Annotated in this window: 14 protein-coding genes; 6 read left to right on the forward strand and 8 right to left on the reverse strand. The window is 75.6% G+C overall.

Annotated elements, in window-relative coordinates; translation table 11 throughout:
• Nucleotides 1-63: 63 nt before the first annotated feature.
• Complete coding sequence (locus tag AC07AW_RS27175; protein WP_478818068.1) at nt 64-981, reverse strand: helix-turn-helix domain-containing protein; 918 nt, start codon at nt 979-981, stop codon at nt 64-66.
• Between AC07AW_RS27175 and AC07AW_RS27180 the strand changes: the two genes are divergently transcribed.
• Together AC07AW_RS27180 and AC07AW_RS27185 are read left to right on the forward strand one after the other, a co-directional pair.
• The gene (locus AC07AW_RS27180) at nt 980-1,465 is read left to right on the forward strand and encodes a DUF2000 family protein (protein ID WP_478818069.1); all 486 of its coding nucleotides are present in this window, start codon (nt 980-982) and stop codon (nt 1,463-1,465) included. The genes AC07AW_RS27175 and AC07AW_RS27180 overlap by 2 nt on opposite strands.
• Nucleotides 1,466-1,569: 104 nt before the next feature.
• Nucleotides 1,570-4,542 (forward strand): helix-turn-helix transcriptional regulator, encoded by a 2,973-nt coding sequence (locus AC07AW_RS27185; protein ID WP_478818070.1) that lies wholly within the window; start codon nt 1,570-1,572, stop codon nt 4,540-4,542.
• On the opposite strand, the gene AC07AW_RS27190 is transcribed toward AC07AW_RS27185, so the two are convergent.
• Together AC07AW_RS27190 and AC07AW_RS27195 are read right to left on the reverse strand one after the other, a co-directional pair.
• The gene (locus AC07AW_RS27190) at nt 4,524-6,179 is read right to left on the reverse strand and encodes a serine/threonine-protein kinase (protein WP_478818264.1); all 1,656 of its coding nucleotides are present in this window, start codon (nt 6,177-6,179) and stop codon (nt 4,524-4,526) included. The genes AC07AW_RS27185 and AC07AW_RS27190 overlap by 19 nt on opposite strands.
• A gap of 53 nt (nt 6,180-6,232) precedes the next feature.
• A complete protein-coding gene (locus AC07AW_RS27195) occupies nt 6,233-7,840 on the reverse strand; it encodes a hypothetical protein (RefSeq protein ID WP_478818071.1) in 1,608 nt (535 codons plus the stop codon).
• A gap of 267 nt (nt 7,841-8,107) precedes the next feature.
• Here AC07AW_RS27195 and AC07AW_RS27200 point away from each other — a divergent pair, with 267 nt between their 5' ends.
• The gene (locus AC07AW_RS27200; protein ID WP_478818072.1) at nt 8,108-10,168 is read left to right on the forward strand and encodes a SpoIIE family protein phosphatase; all 2,061 of its coding nucleotides are present in this window, start codon (nt 8,108-8,110) and stop codon (nt 10,166-10,168) included.
• Between the two features lie 6 nt (nt 10,169-10,174).
• On the opposite strand, the gene AC07AW_RS27205 is transcribed toward AC07AW_RS27200, so the two are convergent.
• The 3 genes from AC07AW_RS27205 to AC07AW_RS27215 form a co-directional block, all read right to left on the reverse strand.
• The gene (locus tag AC07AW_RS27205; protein WP_478818073.1) at nt 10,175-10,792 is read right to left on the reverse strand and encodes a DinB family protein; all 618 of its coding nucleotides are present in this window, start codon (nt 10,790-10,792) and stop codon (nt 10,175-10,177) included.
• Between the two features lie 406 nt (nt 10,793-11,198).
• Nucleotides 11,199-11,591 carry a TOBE domain-containing protein gene (locus AC07AW_RS27210; protein WP_478818074.1) on the reverse strand — a complete coding sequence of 131 codons (393 nt, stop codon included), beginning with the start codon at nt 11,589-11,591 and terminating at the stop codon, nt 11,199-11,201.
• 104 nt (nt 11,592-11,695) lie between these two features.
• On the reverse strand, nt 11,696-12,175 hold the full coding sequence (locus AC07AW_RS27215; RefSeq protein WP_361742527.1) for an Lrp/AsnC family transcriptional regulator: 480 nt from the start codon (nt 12,173-12,175) through the stop codon (nt 11,696-11,698).
• A 158-nt stretch (nt 12,176-12,333) separates the two neighbouring features.
• Here AC07AW_RS27215 and AC07AW_RS27220 point away from each other — a divergent pair, with 158 nt between their 5' ends.
• The 3 genes from AC07AW_RS27220 to AC07AW_RS27230 all read left to right on the forward strand — a co-directional run bounded on the left by AC07AW_RS27220 (nt 12,334) and on the right by AC07AW_RS27230 (nt 17,484).
• Entirely contained in the window at nt 12,334-14,415 is a 2,082-nt protein-coding gene (locus AC07AW_RS27220; protein WP_478818075.1) for a SpoIIE family protein phosphatase, read from the forward strand.
• A gap of 276 nt (nt 14,416-14,691) precedes the next feature.
• On the forward strand, nt 14,692-16,185 hold the full coding sequence (locus AC07AW_RS27225; protein ID WP_478818265.1) for an FUSC family protein: 1,494 nt from the start codon (nt 14,692-14,694) through the stop codon (nt 16,183-16,185).
• Between the two features lie 243 nt (nt 16,186-16,428).
• The gene (locus AC07AW_RS27230) at nt 16,429-17,484 is read left to right on the forward strand and encodes a lactonase family protein (protein ID WP_478818076.1); all 1,056 of its coding nucleotides are present in this window, start codon (nt 16,429-16,431) and stop codon (nt 17,482-17,484) included.
• 86 nt (nt 17,485-17,570) lie between these two features.
• Here the strand turns inward: AC07AW_RS27230 and AC07AW_RS27235 are convergent, their stop codons facing one another.
• On the reverse strand, nt 17,571-18,494 hold the full coding sequence (locus AC07AW_RS27235; RefSeq protein WP_478818077.1) for a sirohydrochlorin chelatase: 924 nt from the start codon (nt 18,492-18,494) through the stop codon (nt 17,571-17,573).
• A gap of 179 nt (nt 18,495-18,673) precedes the next feature.
• Complete coding sequence (locus AC07AW_RS27240; RefSeq protein ID WP_478818078.1) at nt 18,674-19,669, reverse strand: N-acetylglucosamine kinase; 996 nt, start codon at nt 19,667-19,669, stop codon at nt 18,674-18,676.
• Between the last annotated feature and the right edge of the window lie 75 nt (nt 19,670-19,744).

Below are 19,744 nucleotides of genomic sequence, written 5' to 3' on the forward strand. Positions count from 1 at the left end.
GAAGATCGGCTTCGACAGGGCGTGCGACGGGGGCGCTGGAGTCACTGCGACCAGGCGGGATGACTACCTGTGCATCATCTGGTCGGTTTGGGTGACGATGGGCGGAATTCGGCCGTCCGCAGGGCCGGGGAGGGCGTATGTGGCGCGTTCGTCCCTTTTCCAGGCAGGATCACCCGCCTTCCGCGCGGCGAAGCGCCCCGGGGTGGTGCCCACGATCCGCTTGAACGAGCGGTTCAGATGCGACTGGTCGTAGAAGCCGGTCGCGGCCGCCACCTCGACCGGCGGCTTCCCGTCGAGCAGCAGGCGCCGGGCCCGGTCGATCCGTCGGGCCGTCAGGTACTGGTGCGGTGCGATGCCGAAGGCCCCGCTGAACGCCCGTACGAGATGCGCCGGATGGGCGTGGAGCAGCAGGGCGGCCTCGTCCAGCGTCACGCCCTCGACGAGGCGCGCGTCCAGGAGCTCCCGCAGGCCGTGCGCCACGCCGGGATCGGCCGCACGCGCCGGCGTGAGGAGCCGGGGCCGCAGATGGCCGCGCAGCCGTTCGCCGATGAGAGCGAGACGGCTCTGCGCCTCCAGCGCGTCGCCCGGCTCCGTGAGCGCGGTGTGCAGCTGCCCGACGCGCCGCCGCAGCAGCGGGTCGACCAGGTCGGGCGCGTCGACCGCGGGACCGATGAAGCTCTCGTCCAGCTGCGTCAGATCCAGGTACAGGACCCGCTTCCGGAAGCCGTCGGAGGTGGCGGGCGAGCCGTTGTGCGGGACCTGCGGCGGGAGCAGGGACACGGTGTCGCCGGGAGTGCCGCGCTCGTGCCGGTCGAGGTCGTAGCGGACCGCGCCGTCGTCGACGATGAGCAGCGTCCACACGTCGTGCACATGCATCGGGTACGCGTGCTCGGTGAACCGGGCGTGGAACACCTCCACGACACCCGGCACGCGCGGGCGCCACGCCGAGACCTCCTGACGGGTCATCGTGTGGGCCACCATGCAAGGAATGTACAAGACCGCGCCGAGGGGCCGGCGGCAGTCTCGGAGCATGACGACGACCGACAACACCCCCGTACGCTTCGACACCAAGATCGCCGTGCTGCTGCGCGAGGACCTGGAGACCTGGCAGCGGCTGAACGTCACGGCGTTCCTGGTCAGCGGCCTCGGCACGGAGCTCCCCGAGGTGATCGGCGAACGGTACGCCGACGCGGACGACACCCCGTACCTGCCGATGTTCCGCCAGCCCGTCCTGGTCTTCGAGGGGACCAAGGAGACGCTGACCGCCGCCCACGGCCGGGCCCTCTCTCGCGGGCTGCCGCGCGCGGTGTTCACGACCGACCTCTTCACCACCGGCAACGACCGGGACAACCGTGCCGCCGTACGGGCCGTGGGCGCGGGACAGCTCGATCTGGCGGGGATCGCCGTGTACGGGCCGCGCAACGCCGTGGACAAGGTGCTCAAGGGCGCCAGGATGCACCCCTGAGCGGGCCTGCGGGAGCTCCGTACCTCGCCACCGGCCGAGACCGTTGTCGGTGGCGTGCCGTACAACTGAGAGCGGGGGAAAGAGCAGGACAGGGGGACTGTGACATGGAGGCTTTCGCGGACCTCGGGCGCGTCGACCGCGCGCCCTTCGTCGGCCGGAACCGGGAACTGGACCGGCTCGACGCCCTGTCGCGCGCAAGGAACGGCGGCACCGGTCCGGTGGCCGTGGACGTCACGGGCGAGCCGGGCATCGGCAAGACCCGCCTGCTGACGGAGTTCGCGGTACGAGCGAGGCGCCGCGGGGCGGCGGTCCTGCACGGGGCGGCGGTCCTGCACGGGCGGGCGGGATCGGCCGCCGGGGACGGCACCCCCTTCCAGCCCTTCGTGGACGCCTTCGCCGACCTCGACCACCGCGACCGCGCCACGGCCCCGGACCTGGCGGAACTCGCGGAGCTGGTCGAGTGCGCCGGGGCCGGGGCCGGGGCCGGGGGCGTTGGAGTTGAGGGCGTCGGAGTCGAGGGTGCCGGAGCCGAGGGCGTCGGAGTCGAGCGCACCGGCGTCGAGTGCGCCGGACAAGTGCGGTCGATCGCGGTGGCGGTGGGGCGGGTTGCGGCACCCGGTCTCGTGCTCGTCCTCGACGACCTCCAGGAGGCGGACCCCGACTCCGTCGCGCTCCTGGACCACCTCCTCCGGCACCCGCCGAGGTCGCCCGTCCTTCTCGTCCTGGCCCGGCGCGAGCGCCAGACCCCACCGGCCCTGGCCTCCGTCCTCGCCCGCGCCCAGGACACGGGCACCCTCACGAGCCTCCAGCTGACCCCACTGACGCCGGAGGACTGCGCCGAGGGCCTCGGCCCCGGGCTGCCACCGGAGCAGGCGCGGGAGATCCACACCGCCAGCCTCGGCAACCCCCTCTACTACCGGGCCCTCACGGCCGCCCGCACGTCCGCCGCCGGCCCGGCGGCCGCCCCGCTCACCGAACTCGCCCCGCTGCACGGGGCGGAGCGCTCGCTGGTCGAGGCGATCGCGGTGCTCGGCACCCACGCGACCACCGAACTGCTGACGGCCGTCACCCGGGACGACGACCCGAACCCTTCCCAGGAGGCGGCGGTCGGCGCGCCCCTGGGCGAGTTGACGCGGAGGGACCTCGTGCGGGGCGGGCCCGACGGGCGCGTTCTCACGCTACGGCATCCCGCACTGCCCGAGCTGCTCCTCGGCGCGCTCGACCCCTGGCGCCGCCGCGAGCTGCACCGGCGGGCCGCCGCCGCGCTCGCCGGGGCCGGGGCTCCCGTGACCGAGCGCGCCCCGCATCTCGTCCGGGCCACGGCCGTCTGGGACCCGGACGCCGCCGCCGAGTTGACGGAGGCCGCCGAGCGGATCGCGCCGGCCGACCCCGCTCGCGCCGCCGACTGGCTGGGTGCCGTGCTCCACCTGCTGCCCGACGCCCCCGAACACCACGACACCCGCAGCGAACTGACGCTCCGTCGAGCCCGCGCCCTCGGCTCCGCGGGGCGCGTCGCGGAGAGCCGGGACCTCCTCCACCACCTCATCGACGCCACCCGCGGCCAGGAAGGCGGAGCCGCGGAGGCGGAGCTGCGGACCTCGGCCGTACTGCTCTGCGCCTTCATGGAGCGCCACCTCGGCCGATACCCCGAGGCGGACGCCCTGCTCCGCCGCGAACTGGAGCGAACCCCCGGCCCCCGGCCGGACCTGCGGACCTGGCTCGTCGTCGAGTGGGGCTGCCGCGCCCTGTTCGCCGCCCGCTACCCCGAGGTCCGCGCCGTGGTCACCGAGAACCTCCACGAGGCCCGGCGGCGCCGCGACGACGCGGGGACGGCCGAACTACTGACCCTGGCCGCCCTCGGCGAGGTGTACGAGGGCGAGACCGCCGCCGCCCGCGCCCACGCCGCCGGGGCAGCGGCCCTCACCGACGCCCTCACCGACGGCCGGCTCGCCGACCACGCCGAGTCCCTGGTGCGCCTCGGCTGGAGCGAGGCCTTCCTGGAGCGGTACGGGGCCGCCGAGCGGCACACCACCCGGGGCATCGCGATGGCCCGCCGCGCCGGACGCCCCTTCGCCCTCTCGCAACTCCTGCTCTGCTCGGCGTACGTCCACCTCCTGACCGGCAGGGTCGGCACCGCGCTCGACCGGGCCGAGGAGTCCCTCGCGGTGGCCCGCTCCCTCGGCGGCGCCGAACTGATCGGGTTCAGCGGGGCGATGCGGGCCACCGTGCTCCTGTACGCCCGCCCCCTCGGCGACCCCGAGGCGCGGAACGCCTCCGAGGAGGCGGCCGCGACCGTCGGGACCGCCGAGGGCTGGTGGGCCACGCAGGCCCGCTGCATGCTCGCCCACGCCCTTCCGCTCGACCAGGACCCGCACCGGGTCCGGGAGGTCCTCGTGCGCGCGGGCGGCGACCGTGACCTCTCCCGGCTCCAGCCCTCGCTGCGCCCCGGCTATCTCGAAGTCCTCACGGCCGCGTCCCTCGCCGCCGGGGACCTGCCGGAGGCCGAGCGGATCGCCCGCCGGGCCCTCGCGGAGGCGGAGCCGCTCGGCCTGCCCGTCCAGCGAGGTGCGGCGCGCCGCGCCTGGGGCCGGGTCCTGGCCCGGCGGGGCGAGCCGGCCGCCGCGGCCCGGGAGTTCACCGAAGCCGCGCGGGACAGCGCGCGCGCCGGGGCGGCCCTGCGCGAGGCCCACAGCCTGCTCCTCGCCGCCCCACACCTCCAGGCCTCGGGCGACGCGCCGCAGGCCGCCGCCGTCTGGCGCGGGGGCCGGCGGCTGGCCGCCGACTCCGGCGCCCGCATGCTGCTCGACCTGGCCGACCGCACCCGTCCCGCGCCGCCCCGCGACGAGGCTGCCGGCGGCCGGCTCGCCGTCCTCACCCCCCGCGAGCGGGAGATATCGGCCCTGGTGGCCGAGGGACTCACCAACCAGGCCGTGGCCGACCGGCTCTGCCTGAGCCCCCGCACGGTCGAGAGCCATGTCGCCCGGGTCTACCGCAAGACGGGCGTGGAGACCCGCGCCGGACTGGCCTCGCTGGTCGTCAGGGACGAGACGGTGGGCCGTCAGTCCTTGCGGGGGTAGGTGGCGGTCACCCGGCCCTTGGCGTCGGCCGTCAGATACGCCACGCCGTAGGTGTCGGACAGGTAGACGCTCAGCCCCGCCTCGCTCCCGAGGAGCGTCGAACCCGGGGTGACGACGAGGTAGCGGCTCGTCGGCTCGTCGACGCCCAGCTCCTTGTCGGCCCGCTTCATGAGCGCCGGCAGCGCGTCCCACGCGAACGCGTCCAGGTCGGCCGGGACCGAGCCCGGGAAGGCGGTGCCGCCGGGGCCCTGCCGGACGGCCACGTCACCGCCCCGGTACATGTACCGGTCGTACCGCTTCGTACTGCCCTTGACCAGCGACTCGGCCACCGCGTAGTCCGGGTACACGACGAACCCGGTGACCTTCGCCCCGCCCGAGGCCGCCTTGACGGCGGCCACGGCGGTCCGGACCCCGTCGGCCGTGAGCAGGTCGAGTTTCTCGGGAGCCGTCTCCTCGGCGGGTGCCGACGACGTCCCGGGGCGCCGCGAGGGAGGCGCGGTGCTCGGCCCGCTCCCCGGGTCGGCCGGCCGCCACTCCCCGTTCATGACGGCCACCGGAACCCCGACGGCGAGCACGACCACGGCGGCCGACCCCAGGAACCGGGCGAGGCGCCCCCGACGCCGCCGCCCGACGACGGGCACCGGATCGGCCCCCACCGGATCGGCCCCCACCAGATCGGCCCCCACCGGCGTGGTGGCCGGGGCGCTGTCGGAAGTGGAGGCGGAGGCGGAGGCGGAGGGGGAAGCGGGGGCAGAGGGGGAAGCGGGGGCGGTGGCGGCCGGCGGCGCCAGGCGGAACGACGTCGTCCCGGCGCCTTCAGAGGCTGTCGTCCCGCCGCCTCCCGAGGCCGTCGCCGCTTCGTCCGACGGCTCCTCCGACCCGACCGCCGCCAGCGCGCGGTCGAGTTCCTCCGCGTCGGGACGGGCGGCGGGGTCCCGTACGAGCAGCCGCGTCAGGACGTCGGTGAGCGCACCCGCCCGCAGGGGAGCGGGCACGTCGTCCGAGAGGACGGCGGCGAGGGTGGCCAGCGTGTTCTCCCGGCGCAGCGGATGACGGCCCTCCACCGCCACGTACAGCAGCATGGCGAGGGACCAGAGATCGGCGGCCGGGCCGCTCGTGCCGCCCCGGATCCGCTCGGGCGCCATGTAGTCCGGCGAGCCGATGATCGAACCCGAGGCCGTCAGGACGGTGGACTCGCGGATCGCCGCGATGCCGAAGTCGGTGAGCACCGGCCGCCCGTCCGGACGCAGCAGGACGTTGGCGGGTTTCACGTCGCGGTGCTCGATGTCCCGCTCATGGGCGGCGCGCAGGGCGGACAGCAGCTCGCGGCCGAGCGCGGCCGCCTCGGCCGGAGTCATCGTGCCCCGATCGAGCCGGTCCTGGAGGGAGCCGCCGGTGACCAGCTCCATCACGAGCCACGGGTAGGTGCCCTCGCCCGCGTCCACGATGTGATGGATCGTCACCACGTTGGGGTGGTCGATCCTCGCGAGCGCACGCGCCTCGCGCAGCACGCGCGCCCGCAGGGTCCTGGCCCCCTCGACGTCGTGATCGGCCATCGCGGGGTCCGGTGGACGCACCTCCTTGAGCGCCACGTCACGGTGGAGGGCCAGGTCACGGGCGCGCCACACCGTGCCCATCCCGCCGCCGCCCAGCCGCTCCACCAGTTCGAAACGGCCGTCGATCACTCTGCTCACACGCACCCCTGTACTCGTGTCACACCCTGCTCCTCGGGGCGCCGCCGCCCGCCCGGCCCGGTCCCGGTTCCGACCCCGCCCACCTCGCCGTACACGTTCACCCCGTAGCGCCCGGGCGGCCCGTACGGCTCGGGGAGTGCGCGGAGCCAGGCCCGGGCACCGCCCGGCTCCCCGTCGCCCCGCCGCCCGCGCCTCGCCTCCCGCCGGGCCTCCTTCTCGACCACCGCGGCGGCGGCCGCGCCCCGTACTCGCCCCACCTGCCGGGCCCGGGCGCGCAGGGAGCTCGCCGCGGCGGCGTGGTCGCCGACCGACCGCCACAGGTCGGCGGCCCGCCCGTAGGCGCGGGCGGCCTTCTCCGGCGAACCGGCCGCGCCCAGGGCGTGCGCCGTGAGCCGGCTCAGGGCCGCGCCGTGGCGCCGGTCCTCCCATCGGCGGACCTCCGCCGCCGCCCGCGCGAACTCCCGTGCGGCCCGGCCGGGTTCGCCGAGACGCAGCGCGCAGTACGCGAGCCAGGCCCTGGCCCGTACACGCGCCGCCTCGTCGCCGTCGCCGTCCTCGGCAAGCCCGGACAAAGCCGCCTCCAGGACGCCGCAAGCGTCACGCCAACGGCCGCGCTCCGCCTGCGCGATGCCGAGCGCGAGGCGCGCGAGGGCACTGAGCTGTCTGTCCCCGGCCGCCGCGTCGGCATGCCGGACGGCCTCCCCGAGAAGCGCCAGGACCTCCTCGTCCCCGGCCGGCCCGGCAGTGGCCCCGGCGAACGTCCGCGCGAGGGCGAGGCAGAGCCGTGCCCGGTCGGCACCACGCGGGTGCGTGGCGGAGGCCGTCGAGCCGAGGGCGGCTCGGAGCACGGCCGCCGCCTCCCGGTGGGCGCCGGTGGCGCGGAGCATCCCCGCGAGAAGGAGCTCGCTCTCGGCGGCCGGCCGGAGCCGGCCTCCGGCGTGGTGATCCGCCACCGCGGCCCGCAGCAGGCCGAGGGCGGCGGCCGGGTCGTCGGGCGCGGTGACACGGCCGAGCAGCGCCCGGGCCTCGGCGAGCGTCCCGAGGACGGCGGGGCCCGCGCGGTGCGGCGCGGCGAAGGCGATCAGCCGTACGAGCTCCCGGCGCAGCGCGGCGGCCGCGGCGGCCGGGTCGGGGCCGGTGTCGAGCAGGTCCGCCCGGGCCCGGCAGCGCAGCAGCAGTACCGTCGCGGTCTCGGCGGCGGTGGCCCGCCCGGCGGTGTGCAGGGCGGTCGCCCGCTCGCCCAGTTCCGCGAGTCCGGCGCAGACCGTGGCACCCGGTTCCGGGCCGCTGAGCAGCGCCCGTGCCCGCGAGACCAGTGCCTTGCCGCGCTGACCGGCCCGCTCGTGCAGGTCGGCGGCGCGGGAGAAGAGCGGGCCCGCCGCCGGTCGTGCCCGGCCCCGGCAGTCGAGCGCGGTCGCGTCCAGGGCGTGGGCGTGGTCACCGGGCGTGAGGGAGCCGCCCGCGCGCCGCAGGGCCGTCGCCGCCCGTTCCCAGGCGCCGCCCGCCGAGGGATGTCCGTCGGCGGTGAGCCGCCGGGCCCGGTGGAGCAGCTCGTGCGGGTCCTCCGGTTCGCGGCGGAACTCGTCGGGCGAGCGGCTGCTCATGCGGGCTGCTCCGGAGGGCAAGGGGGGAGGGGCGGAAGGTCCGTACGCGGCGGTCGGACCGAACACACAGGCCGGACCGACTCTCGCACCCCCGCGCCGCCCCGCACATCCGTAGAACTACGGAACTCTCACCCCGCACCCCGTCGGCGGGAACACCGCTCCGTACCGAACGGCCGCACTGCGCAGCGCCCGCCGACAGCTCCTCGGATAGGGTGATTCGGTAGGGATTGAGCCCCCTGGGGCCAGGCCGATGCGTAGGTCGATGCGTTGGAGACTCACCAGTCGTCGAGCAGGGTTCCGCAGCCGCCCCGGGCGGCCGTCGGGGACGCGGGTGTGCTCCGCGAGCTGCTGCCGATCGCCCTCTGGCGGGAGGACGCCGAGGGGCGCATCGTCGAGTGGTCGCTCGCCGCGCAGGACCTCCTCGGCCACCGGCCCGAGCACGTCCTCGGCCGGCTCGCGACCCCGCTCCTCGTCCCCGACGCGAACCGTGAACTCGCCGACCGGCTCACCGACCGCGTCCAGGCGGGCGAGACCATGGTCGGCACGCTGCCCGTCCGCCACCGCGACGGCCACACCGTCGCCATGGAGATGTGGATCGTCCCGGCCGCCGACCCGGACGGACGCCCGGGGGCGATGCTCATCGCCGTGGAGACCTCCGAGGTCCTGCGGATGCGGGAGAACCTGGCGGCGATGGAGAGCCTCTTCACCCAGTCGCCCATAGGGCTCGCCCTGCTCGGCCCCGACCTGCGCTTCCTGCGCGTCAACGACGCCCTCGCGCGGATGAACGGCGTGTCGGCCGCCCGGCACGTGGGTCACCGGCTGACCGAGGTCGTGCCCGGCGTCAACGCCGCCTCGCTGGAGTCCCTCATGCGCGAGGTCCTGGAGAGCGGTACGGCCGTCGTGGACGCCCGCCGGGTCGGCCGTACCCCTGCCGATCCCGACCGCGACCACATCTGGTCCTGCTCGTACGCCCCGCTCGTCGACCGGGCCGAGCGCCGGCCGCTCGGGCTCATCGCCTCCCTCGTGGACATCACCGAGAGCCAGGAGGCGCACATCGAGGTCGAGCGTGCCCGCCACCGCTTCGCCCTGCTCGCCGAGGCCGGCGCCAGGATCGGCACCACCCTGGACCTGAAGCAGACGGCCGAGGAGGCCGTCGCCTTCCTCGTGCCCCAGCTGGCCGACTCGGCCGACGTGCAGATGCTGGAGTCCGTCCTCGAACCCGACGATCCGGCGGCCTCCACCCGGGGTGTGCTGCGGCGCCTCGCGGCCCGCTTCCCCGACCCGACCGCGCCCACGTCGCTCCTCGCCCCGGGCCAGACCTTCCAGATCCCCCTCGACTCCGTGTACGAGCAGGTGGTCGTCCACGGACGGCCCACGAACCTCTACGCCTCCGACATCCCGAAGCTCTTCACCGACCCGCGCACCGAGTCGCTCCGCACCTACCTCTCCGCCCGCATCGGCTCGGCCCGGCTCGTCCCCCTGGTGGCCCGGGGACAGGTGCTCGGGGCGGTCACGGTGACCCGGCTCCGCACCCGTGAGCCCTTCGACGCGCAGGACTGCGTCCTCATCGACGAGGTCGTCGCCCGCGCCGCCCTCAACATCGACAACGCCCGCCTCTACACCACCCAGCGGGAGGCCGCCCTCACCCTCCAGCGCAGCCTCACCAACAGCGAGCTCCCCGACGTCAAGGGCCTCGAACTGACCGGCCGCTATCTCCCCGCGAGCTCCCACGACGTCGGCGGCGACTGGTTCGACGTCATCGCGCTGCCCGGCGGCAGGACGGGCCTCGTCATCGGCGACGTCATGGGCCACGGCATCCACGCGGCGGCCGTCATGGGCCAACTGCGCACCGCCGTACGGACCCTGGCCCGCCACGACATCGCACCGGCCCGCATGCTGAGCTCTCTGGACGCCGTCGTGGCCGACCTCGGCGAGGACGAGATGGCGACCTGCGTGTACGCGGTCCACGACCCGGCCGACGGAGGCTGGGTCATCGCCCGCGCGGGCCATCCGCCGCCGGCCGTCGCCACCCCGGACGGCACCATCACCTTCCTCGACGGACCGCCGGGCACACCGCTCGGCACCGGAGCCCACGACTTCGGCACGGAGGAGGTCGTCCTGCCCGGGGGCGGACTCCTCGTCCTCTACACGGACGGTCTCATCGAGGCCCGCGACCGGGACCTCGACCAGGGCATGCGGCAGCTCGCGGCGGCGCTGCGGCCGCTGGACCGGCCCCTGGACACGCTGTGCGACGAGGTCATCGGGCGGCTCCTCGCGGGAGCCGCCCAGGACGACGTGGCGATGCTCCTCGCCCGTACGACCCGCTGAACCTTCTTAGGGGAGCAGCCGGTGGAGGTCCCGGAGGAGGGCGATCTCCGCGCCGTGGTGCAGGAGTTCCTGGTTGACCCACCAGACGATCTCCAGGAAGGGGTTCTCCGCGTCGCTGCCGTGCGGGTAGGTGCAGTGGCCGACCGTGTCGAGTGCCTTGTCGTCGACGGACAGCAGCGCCTCGCGCCAGGCGTCGGCGGCGGTGTCGAAGGCCGCGAGGGCGGTGGCGGCGTCCCCGCTGACGGGGAAGTCGTCACGGGTCAGGCTGCGGCTGCCGTTCGTGTGGTCGGCGCGCAGCGCGAGCATCTCGGAGAGGTGGCTCAGCCGCCAGGCGATCGTCGTGAACGGCGGCGGCGTGGGGTGCGGCGGAGGCGTCGTGTCCCGGCCCCACTCCCCGGCGCCGACCAGGAGGGTCGCGCGTGCCCCGGGGCCGTCGGCGTGCCGCCGGACGGACCAGCAGCCGGGCGCCGGCTCCCACAGGTACTCCGCGTCGGTCATCGGGCCGACCTCGACGTCCGTACCGTTGCCGCTGTCCATGACCGGCCCCGCCATCCGGTCGGCGAGCCGCTTCCGGGCGAAGTCGAACTGGTCGAGTAGGGGGACGAGCCGCTCGGGCAGGGACACGGGACGCTCCGGATCGCACGGGGACAGGGCGGTCGAACCCTGCCACAGGCGTCTGCGGGTCGCACGCGAATATCGGTGCCGGTCAGGGATGTTGAGGCCCCGTCACGGAACCACTGCGGCTGGGGCTGTCACGGGGCCACGGCGGCTCACGGCGGCGCGGGGCCGTCACGGAACCCCTGCGGGCCACGGCGGCGTGGGGTCGGCACGGAACCACTGCGGGTCACGGCGGCGTGGGGCCGTCACGGGGCGACGGCGGGGCACGGCAGCGCGGGGCCCGTCCGTCACGGAAGTCACTGCCACGGCGGTGTGGGGGCTGCCCGTCCCCCCGGACTCGGGCAGACCCCACACCGCCGGCTCCGGGCCCGCGATCCCCGGGACATCCGGAGTTCCGCGTCCCGGAGGGTTTTCAGGTCCGGTCGATGTGCACGCTGGTCGACTTCACACGGGCGGTGGCCTGCATGCCGACCTCCAGGCCCAGCTCCTCCACCGCCTCGCGGGTGAGCAGCGACACGAGCCGGTGCGGACCGGCCTGGATCTCGACCTGGGCGGCGACGTCGCCGAGCTTGACGGCGGTCACGATCCCGGGAAACGCGTTGCGGGCCGAGGTGTAGGGCTCGTCGTCCCCCTGGGCGCCCTGTCCGACCTCGATGGAGAAGGCGGCCAGATCGCGGCCGTCGATGAGGCGCCGGCCGTTCTCGTCGCGGTGGGTCGCCACACGACCCGCGTCGGCCCAGCGGCGTGCCGTGTCGGGGCTGACGCCGAGCAGGCGTGCCGCCTGCCCGATGGTGTAGGACTGCATGTCGATCACGTTAGGCGGTAAAGGATCTCATCTGCAAGGGATCGGCGATCGTCTCATGGCATCTGCCAGCCCACTTGGAGGAACCGACCAACGGACGCGGTGGCTCACGCCGTCCCCGAACGCCGCCCGACCGCCTCGACCAGCGGAAGCAGCCGGTGCGCCACCCGCTCGCGCAGCGCGATCTCGGTCCGGGTGCGGACCACTCCGGGCAGCTGGATCAGCCGCTGGATGACGTCCTCCAGATGCCCGGCGTCGCGGGCCACCACCCGGGTCAGGAGATCGCCGCCGCCGGTGATGGAGAAGGCCTCCACGATCTCCGGCACGGCCGCGAGCGCGTCGCCGACCTCGTCCAGATGCCCCTGGGTCACCTCGACGTGCACGAAGGCGAGCACGGGGTGCCCGAGGGCGGCGGGGGAGAGGACCGGCCCGGTCGCCGTGATCACCCCGTCCCGCTCCAGGCGGTCGATCCTCGCCTGCACGGTGCCCCGCGCCACCCCCAGGATCCGCGCGTACTCGCGCACGCTCGTCCGCGGCTGTTCGATCAGCAGCCGCAGGATCCGCGTGTCGAGTTCGTCCACCGCCATGCTCCGTCGGCCTCCTTCGCCCCGCCTCGTCCGATTTCCGACTGTACCCATGGCGTCGGCGGACACCGCTGCTCCGTTCGCGGGGCGGACGGATCTGGGAGAGGCTCGTCGGGATCGGCTGAGGCGCGGCCGTGCACGTCCGGCGGGAGCGACGACGAGTGGACGCATACCGTGAGCAGGAGCAGGCGGTTCCCCCGCACGGGGGCGGCGAACCCTGGGGTGCGGCGACCGCATGGGGCGAAGCCGTCCTCGACGCCGTCTTCACCCAGTCCGACATCGGACTCCACGTACTGGACACGGATCTGCGCATCGTCCGGGTGAACGCCGTCGTCGCCGGGCTCCACGGCGTCCCCGCGGACCGGGTCCTCGGCATGCCCGCGGTCGAGGCGTACGCCGCGTACGCCGGTGTGCACATCGACGAGGCCGTCCTGCGGGAGGTGCTCGCGACGGGCCGCTCCGCGACCGACCGGCTCGTTGCCGGACACTCACCGGGCGCCGAGCACCCCGAGCACGTCTACTCGGTCTCCGTGCACCGCCTCCAGGACGGCGCGGGCCGGGTGCTCGGCGTGGTCGTCACCAGCATCGACGTCGCCGACCGCGAACGGGCGCAGGCCCGGCTACGGCTCCTGCACGACGCCCACGAGCGCATTGGCACCCGCCTCGACGTGGAACGCACCGCCCGGGAGCTCGTCGACGTGACCGTGCCCGCGTTCGCCGACTCCGTCGTGGTCGCCCTCACCGACGCCGTCCTCCGCGGCCAGGACCCGGCCCTCCAGTCCCGGGACACGGTCCCGCTGCTGCGCTGCGCCGCCACCGGCAGGACGGAGCACGGGCCGGAGGTCCCGGAGGCCGGCGCCATGCTGCTGCCGGGGATCTTCGGGGACCGGCTGCCGACGGCGGAAGACCCGTTCCCTCCGGCGGGGACGGGCGACGGACCGGCGACGCGCCTCGTCGTGCCCCTGACGGTACGGGGGCAGATCTTCGGCGCGGTCGCCTTCCGGCGCCTCGACGACGCGGAGCCGTACGACCCCGACGACCGCGCCCTCGCGGACGCCCTCGCGTCCCGTACGGCGAACTGCCTGGAGAACGCCCTCCGGTACACCCGCGAGCACATCGTCATGACCGCCCTGCAGAGCTGGCCGCCGCCCCGGGAGGAGGCCACCCAGAGCGCCGTCGACGTCGCCCGCCGCCACCGGCCCGGCGGCAGCGGCGCCGGCTCCTGGTGCGACGTGATCCCCCTGCCGGGCGCGCGCGTGGCCCTCGTCGTGGGGCAGGTCGAGTCCCCGGGGCCCGGGGCCGTCGCCACCATGAGCCGGCTGCGGACCGCCGTGCACAGCCTGAGCACGCTCGACCTCGACCCGCACGAACTCCTCGCCCGTCTCCACGCGACGACGCTCCGGCTCGCCGCGGAGGGCGAGGAGACGCCCGGGGCGCGAACCGCCGCGCCGATCGCTCCCGGGGCCGGCCCCGGGGCCCTCCCCGACACCGCCCCCGTCGACCTCCACCCCACCGCCGGCTGCACGATCGCCGTCCACGACCCCGTCGACGGCCGGCTCGACATCGCGCGCGCCGGTGCCTCCCTGCTCGTCGTCGTCCACCCCGACGGGTCCGCGGACACCCGGCCGCTCGACGAAGGGCCCCTGCTGGGAGGCGAAGGCCCGCCGTTCGCCTGCGCGACGCTCTTCCTCCCCGAGGGCAGCACCCTCTGCCTGGCCTCCGCCGGCGAAGGGCCCCGGACGGAGGACCTCATGGCGGCCCTCGCCCACCCGGAGCGCGACCCGGAGGCCATGGCCGACGACGTGGAACGCCTCCTCGCCCCCGACCGGGTCCTGCTCCTCGCCCGCACCCGCCATCTGCCGCCGGGCGAACTCGCCGAGTGGGAGGTGCCGTACGACCTGTCCGCCGTGGCCACCGCGCGGGCCCACGTCGAGGACCGCCTCCGGCGCTGGAACCACCCCGCCGACCCGTTCACGGTGACGCTCGTCGCCAGCGAACTCGTCACCAACGCCCTTCGCTACGGCGCCGCCCCCGTCACCCTCCGCCTCATCGCCGACGGCCCGTCCCTCACCTGCGAGGTGACCGACGCCGGCCAGGCCGCACCCCACCTCCGCCACGCCAAGGCCGTCGACGAGGGCGGCCGCGGCCTCCTCATCTGCGCCTCCCTCGCGGACAACTGGGGCGTGCGGTACACCGACGACGGAAAGACCGTATGGGCCGAACTGGGCGGGAACGACGCCTAGCGAGAGGGCCCGGTGGTCCGTTGGTCCCCCGGTGGCCCGATGCGAGCGGAAAGCGCTGGGCCAATGGCCCAGTGGTCCGGTGTCGAGTTGAGCCAGCGGCACCCGGATGGTTTCCTTGTCGTATCCAGGTACTTTCGGCGCCGCGCAGCGCCGGGGCGGCGACGAGGCCGGTCCGGACCGCGGCGCCTTCGTCGTGTCCGCGTGCTCCCACCACCCCGGGACCCCACGCGACAGGCGGAAGGCAAGACAAGGGGGCGGCTCACCGCCGTGAAGAGGATGTTCGTGGCGCCGGATCCGGGGCGCGTCAGGCTGAGGAACTCACTGCGAGCCGTCATGGGGATCGCGCTCGCCGTCACACTCGCGGAGCTCGCCGGGCTCTCGCTGACCGCCTCCATCACCGGTGGCCTCGCCGCACTGCTCGCGCTGTTCACCGTGACCGACACCACCGTCCGCGCCCAGGCCGTGACGACCCTGCTCCTGCCGGCCGCCGGATTCCCCGTGCTCGCCGTCGCCACCGCGCTGCACGACCTGACCCCGCTCCGCGACCTCGCCTTCCTCCTGGTCGTCTTCTGCGGCGTGTACGCCCGGCGCTGGGGCCCGCGCGGCCACGCGCTGGGGATCTTCGCCTTCATGAACTTCTTCACCACCCAGTTCCTGCACGCCGTGCCCGGCCAGCTCCCCGAGCTCTACGCCGCCGTCGGCATCGCCCTCGCGGCGGCCGCCACGGTGCGCTTCGTCCTGTGGCCGCTGGAGCGCCGTACGCCCCCCGCCGCCGCCCCGGCCCCGCTGCCCGGCTCCGGCCTCTCCCGCGTGACCACCCGGCAGGCCGTGCAGGCCGCGGCCGCCTGCGCCGTCGCGCTCGGCATCGGCCAGGTGCTCTCCGAGGACCGCTGGTACTGGGCCGTCGGCACGACCTGGTGGATCTTCGTGAACACGGTGTCCCGGGGCGAGACGCTCGTACGGGGCTTCCGCCGGGTCCTGGGCACGGTGATCGGTATCGCCGTCGGCATGGTCGTCGCCATCCCGCTGCACGGCGCCCCCGCGCCCACGGCCGTCCTGGTCGCCCTCTGCGTCTTCGGGATCTTCTACGCGGCGCCCGTCTCGTACAGCTGGATGATGCTCGCCGTCACGGTGATGGCCGGGCTGCTCTACGGACTCCTCGGCGTGCTCGACCCGGCGCTGCTCGTGCTGCGCTTCGAGGAGACGGCCGTCGGCGCGCTCTCCGCCGCGCTCGCCGTGCTCCTGATCCTCCCGGTCACCACGCACGCGATCAACGACGCCTGGATCCAGCGGGCCCTGCAGGGCGTGCGCGCCGCCACCTCCGCCTCCCTGCGGCGCCTGTCCGGCGACCCGGACGCCGACCCGACGCCGCACGCCGCCGAGCTGGAGCTGCTGCTCGGCCGCGTACGGCTCTCCCTCGCGCCGCTGGTCCATCCGCTCAGCCCCTTCCGCGGCCGGAAGGCCCGGGCCCGCCAGGTCCTCGCCCTCCTCGACGAGTGCGCCGACGAGGTGCGGGGGCTCACGGCGGTGGCGGCCGACCCGGCCGCGAGTCACGACGCCCGGCTCGCGGCGGCCTGCTGGCGCGTCGAGGCGGCCGTGGAGCGGCTGACGTCGCCGGACGGCGGCCGCGCCGCCGACCACGACGTGCCGGCCGCCACCCCGGCTGCGGGACACGGCGCGCTCGGCCACGTCAGCGGTCTGGAGAAGCTCCTCGCCGCACTGGACGAACCGCTGCGCACACCCCCGGGCTCCCTGCTCGTCCGCTCCTGAGGCCCTGAGGCCCTGAGGCCCTGAGGCCCTGAGGCCCTGAGGCCCTGAGGCCCTGAGGCCCTGGGGTCCTCGGGTCCTGGGGCTCTGGGGCCGGCCGGAAGTGCGCTTCCGACATCCGCCGGCCCCGCCCGTCCGCCTCCGAGCGCCCACGCTCCCCGCTTTGGTCTAGACCGCCTGCTACCGTCGGCCCGACGAGACGACGGCCGGTCGCCCGCGACCGGCCCCGGGGACAGGGGAGGCGCCGTGGGCGGCACAGGGACGGATCAGGGCCGGAGCGGGGCACGGGCGTACATCGGCTCCTTCACCTCGGCGGGCGGCCGCGGCGTCCTCGCCGCCGACGTGGACCGGGAGACCGGCGCCCTGACCGTCACCGGCGCCAGCGACGCCGTCCCCGACCCCTCCTTCCTCGCCCTCGCCGGCCCCGTGCTCCACGCCGTGTCCGAGACCGACGCGGGCGCCGTCGCCGCCTTCGACGTGACCGGACCCGCGCCCCGGCCGCTCGGCGCCCCCGTCCCCGTCGACGGCGCAGGCCCCACCCACCTGGCACTGGCCGCCGGACACCTCCTCACCGCCAACTACACCTCCGGCAGCGTCACCGCCCTGCCCCTGGCCGACGACGGCACCGCCCGCCCCGCCACCGCCGTCCTGCGACACGAGGGCAGCGGCCCCGTCGCCGACCGCCAGAGCGGCCCGCACGCCCACCAGGTGCTCCCCGACCCCAGCGGAGAGTGGGTCGTCAGCGTGGACCTCGGCACCGACTCCGTACGGATCTGCGCCCTCGACCCCGCGACCGGGCGGCTCACCCTCCACGGCGAGACCGCCCTCCGCCCCGGCACCGGACCGCGTCACCTCGCCTTCCACCCGGCCGGCACGCACGCGTACGTCCTGAACGAGCTGGAGCCCACCCTCACCGTCTGCCGCTGGGACGCCACCAAGGGCGTGCTCGAACCGCTCGGCGAGACCCCCGTCGTCCCCGAGGGCGCCACCGACCCCAGCTACCCCTCCGAGGTGGTCGTCGCCCCCGACGGCCGCTTCCTGTGGGCCGCCGTGCGCGGCGACGACACCCTCGCCGTGCTCGCCCTCGGCGCGGACGGCGCCGAGGCCCGTCTCGTCGCCACCGTGCCCTGCGGCGGCGCCTGGCCCCGCGACCTGACCCTCGACCCCGTCGGCCGGCGCCTGTACGCGGCGAACGAGCGTTCCGGCGACGTCACCTGGTTCACTCTCGACCCGGAGACCGGCATCCCGTCGCGTGCGGGTTCGATCGAGGCCCCCGCGGCCTCCTGCGTCGTCTTCGGCTGAGTCGCCGGACTCCCGCCGGACACGACGAAGGGCCCGCACCGGACGATTCCGGAGCGGGCCCTTCCGTACGGAGCGGGGTCGTGGCCTCAGAGCGAGGGCGCGCCCTGCGGCTGCTGCGGCGGAATGCCCAGCGCGGCCGTGTACTGCGAGAGCACCAGCTTGCCGATGGCCGGGTAGGCACCCAGCGGCTCGGCGGCCGCGCACCCGGCCTCCTTCGACGCCTCGTCGAGGAGACCGTCGGCCAGCTCGGGACCGATCAGGTACGGGGCGAGGGCCAGCTGCTCCGCACCGGCGGCGCGCAGCTGCTCGGCCACCGAGGCGATGGAACCCTCCTGGTCGAGCGCGGCGGCCATCACCGGGACGGCGAGGCGCGCGGCGAGCAGCATGCCGGTGATCCCGGCGGCCTGCACGGCCTCCTCGCCACCGACCGTCGCCAGGATGATGCCGTCGGCGGCCGTCGCGACCGTGAAGAGACGGGCGCGGTCGGCGCGGGCCAGACCGGCCTCGGAGAGACGCACGTGCAGCGCCTCGGCGAGCAGCGGGTGCGGGCCGAGGACGTCGGTCAGCTCGGCGGTGTTGCCGCCGTCCATCAGCGCCTGGCGGACCTGGCGCATCTGGGCGCTGTCCGGGCCCGCGAGCAGCGGGACGACGACCGCGGCCGGGCCCGTCGGGGCGGTGGCCTCGCGGCCGGCGGCCAGGGCCAGCTCGTACCGCTCGGTGCGCAGCGTCGCGGCCGCCGTCAGGACGTTCGCGAGCGAGGGGTACTCGGTGTCGTCGCCCTCCAGGAAGCCGATCGCGGCCTCCAGGCCGGGCAGCTCGGAGCGGGCGATGCTCACGACCTCTTCGGCCAGTGAGCGTATGGCGGCGGACGGCGCGCCGGGCACGGCGAGAACCAGTGCGGGAGCGCCCTCGGGCGCCGCCGCGGGTTCGGGGCGACGGTGCCGCCCGGACTGGCGGGGTCGAGGCATTCGTACAGGCAGGCCGGAAGCAGGCCCAGTGGGGGAGCTCATGGCGCCGCATGCTACTGGTTTCGCCCCCCGCGCCGTTGGCTGAGGTGCGGTCACGTGCCTTCTGCCCCTCTATGTCCGCTCTCGGTCCCGGCTTCCGTTCCGTTTCAGCTCCTGCTCCACCTCGCCCCGGCCTCCTCCCGCCCTCGCCCACCACCTCCCACCAGGGCGGACGACCCCGCCTAGTCCGCCCCGGCGCCGAACAGCCGGAGCAGTGAGGCGTCCTCCGGCAGGCGCAGCGCGCCGGAGGCGAGTGCGGAGGCGAGGGCGACCGCGCCGGCGAGCGGATCTCCCGCCGGCTCCACCGTCCGGGCCCGCGGCAGCAGCTCCCCGAGGGCACTTCGCAGCGGTACGAGGAGGGGGTCGCCCATCTTGAAGAGCCCCCCGGTGAGGGCCACCAGGGCCCCCGGCCCCGCCGGACACGCGGCCTCGGCGGCTTCGGCGATGTGCGCGCCGGCCCGCGCGAGGATGCCGGCCGCCACGGGATCCGCGGCCGCGCACCGCGCCACCTCGGGGGCGAAGGAGGCGAGCACCGCAGGACGGTCCGTACGGGGGTAGAGCACGCCCGGCAGTCCGGCCGCCGGCCCGAAGAGCTTCTCGGCCCCGGCGAGGAGCGCCGCCGAGCCTCCGCGCCGCCCGTCGTGCGCGCGCATCGCCGCCTCCAGGCCCGCCCGGCCGATCCAGGCGCCGCTGCCGCAGTCGCCGAGCAGGTGCCCCCAGCCGTCGGCCCGCCGCCAGGACGTCAGATCCGTGCCCAGCGCGACCAGACCCGTACCGCCCGCGACGACGACGCCCGGCCGCTGCCCGAGGGCCCCGGCGTACGCGGTGACCGCGTCGGCCGCGAGGGTGACCCGGCGTACCCCCCACGCCTCCGTGAAGGCCCCCGGGAGTTCGGCCCGCAGCTCGTCCCCGAGGGTCGCCATCCCGGCGGCGCCCACGGCCACGGCGAGCACCGGCCGCGAGCGGAAGGGCTCCCTGAGGTCCCGGACGGCGGGCAGGACCTGCTCCAGGAAGTGCCCGGCGGAGATCCCGCCGGGGCCGGTCCGCACCGGTTCGCGCGAGGCGCGGTCGGCGAGGACCTTTCCGCTCGCGGCCTCGGCCAGGGCGATCCGAAGCCCCGACCCGCCGGAGTCGACGCCGACGACAAGGCCCTCGGAGGGTTCGTTCACGGAGACCACGGTGCACCATCCTCGAAGACGTGCGGGGGAGCGGGCTGAGGTCCGGGCCGGACCGGGTTGTCACTGTAGGCCGGT

The organism is Streptomyces sp. NPDC044003, assembly GCF_056435185.1.

Bases quoted from the DNA above. Each gene is read 5' to 3' on its own strand.
- AC07AW_RS27180 (WP_478818069.1), top strand. From the start codon at position 980: ATGCAAGGAATGTACAAGACCGCGCCGAGGGGCCGGCGGCAGTCTCGG.
- AC07AW_RS27175 (WP_478818068.1), bottom strand. From the start codon at position 981: ATGGTGGCCCACACGATGACCCGTCAGGAGGTCTCGGCGTGGCGCCCG.
- AC07AW_RS27185 (WP_478818070.1), top strand. From the start codon at position 1,570: ATGGAGGCTTTCGCGGACCTCGGGCGCGTCGACCGCGCGCCCTTCGTC.
- AC07AW_RS27190 (WP_478818264.1), bottom strand. From the start codon at position 6,179: ATGGGCACGGTGTGGCGCGCCCGTGACCTGGCCCTCCACCGTGACGTG.
- AC07AW_RS27195 (WP_478818071.1), bottom strand. From the start codon at position 7,840: ATGAGCAGCCGCTCGCCCGACGAGTTCCGCCGCGAACCGGAGGACCCG.
- AC07AW_RS27210 (WP_478818074.1), bottom strand. From the start codon at position 11,591: ATGCAGTCCTACACCATCGGGCAGGCGGCACGCCTGCTCGGCGTCAGC.
- AC07AW_RS27215 (WP_361742527.1), bottom strand. From the start codon at position 12,175: ATGGCGGTGGACGAACTCGACACGCGGATCCTGCGGCTGCTGATCGAA.
- AC07AW_RS27225 (WP_478818265.1), top strand. From the start codon at position 14,692: ATGTTCGTGGCGCCGGATCCGGGGCGCGTCAGGCTGAGGAACTCACTG.
- AC07AW_RS27235 (WP_478818077.1), bottom strand. From the start codon at position 18,494: ATGAGCTCCCCCACTGGGCCTGCTTCCGGCCTGCCTGTACGAATGCCT.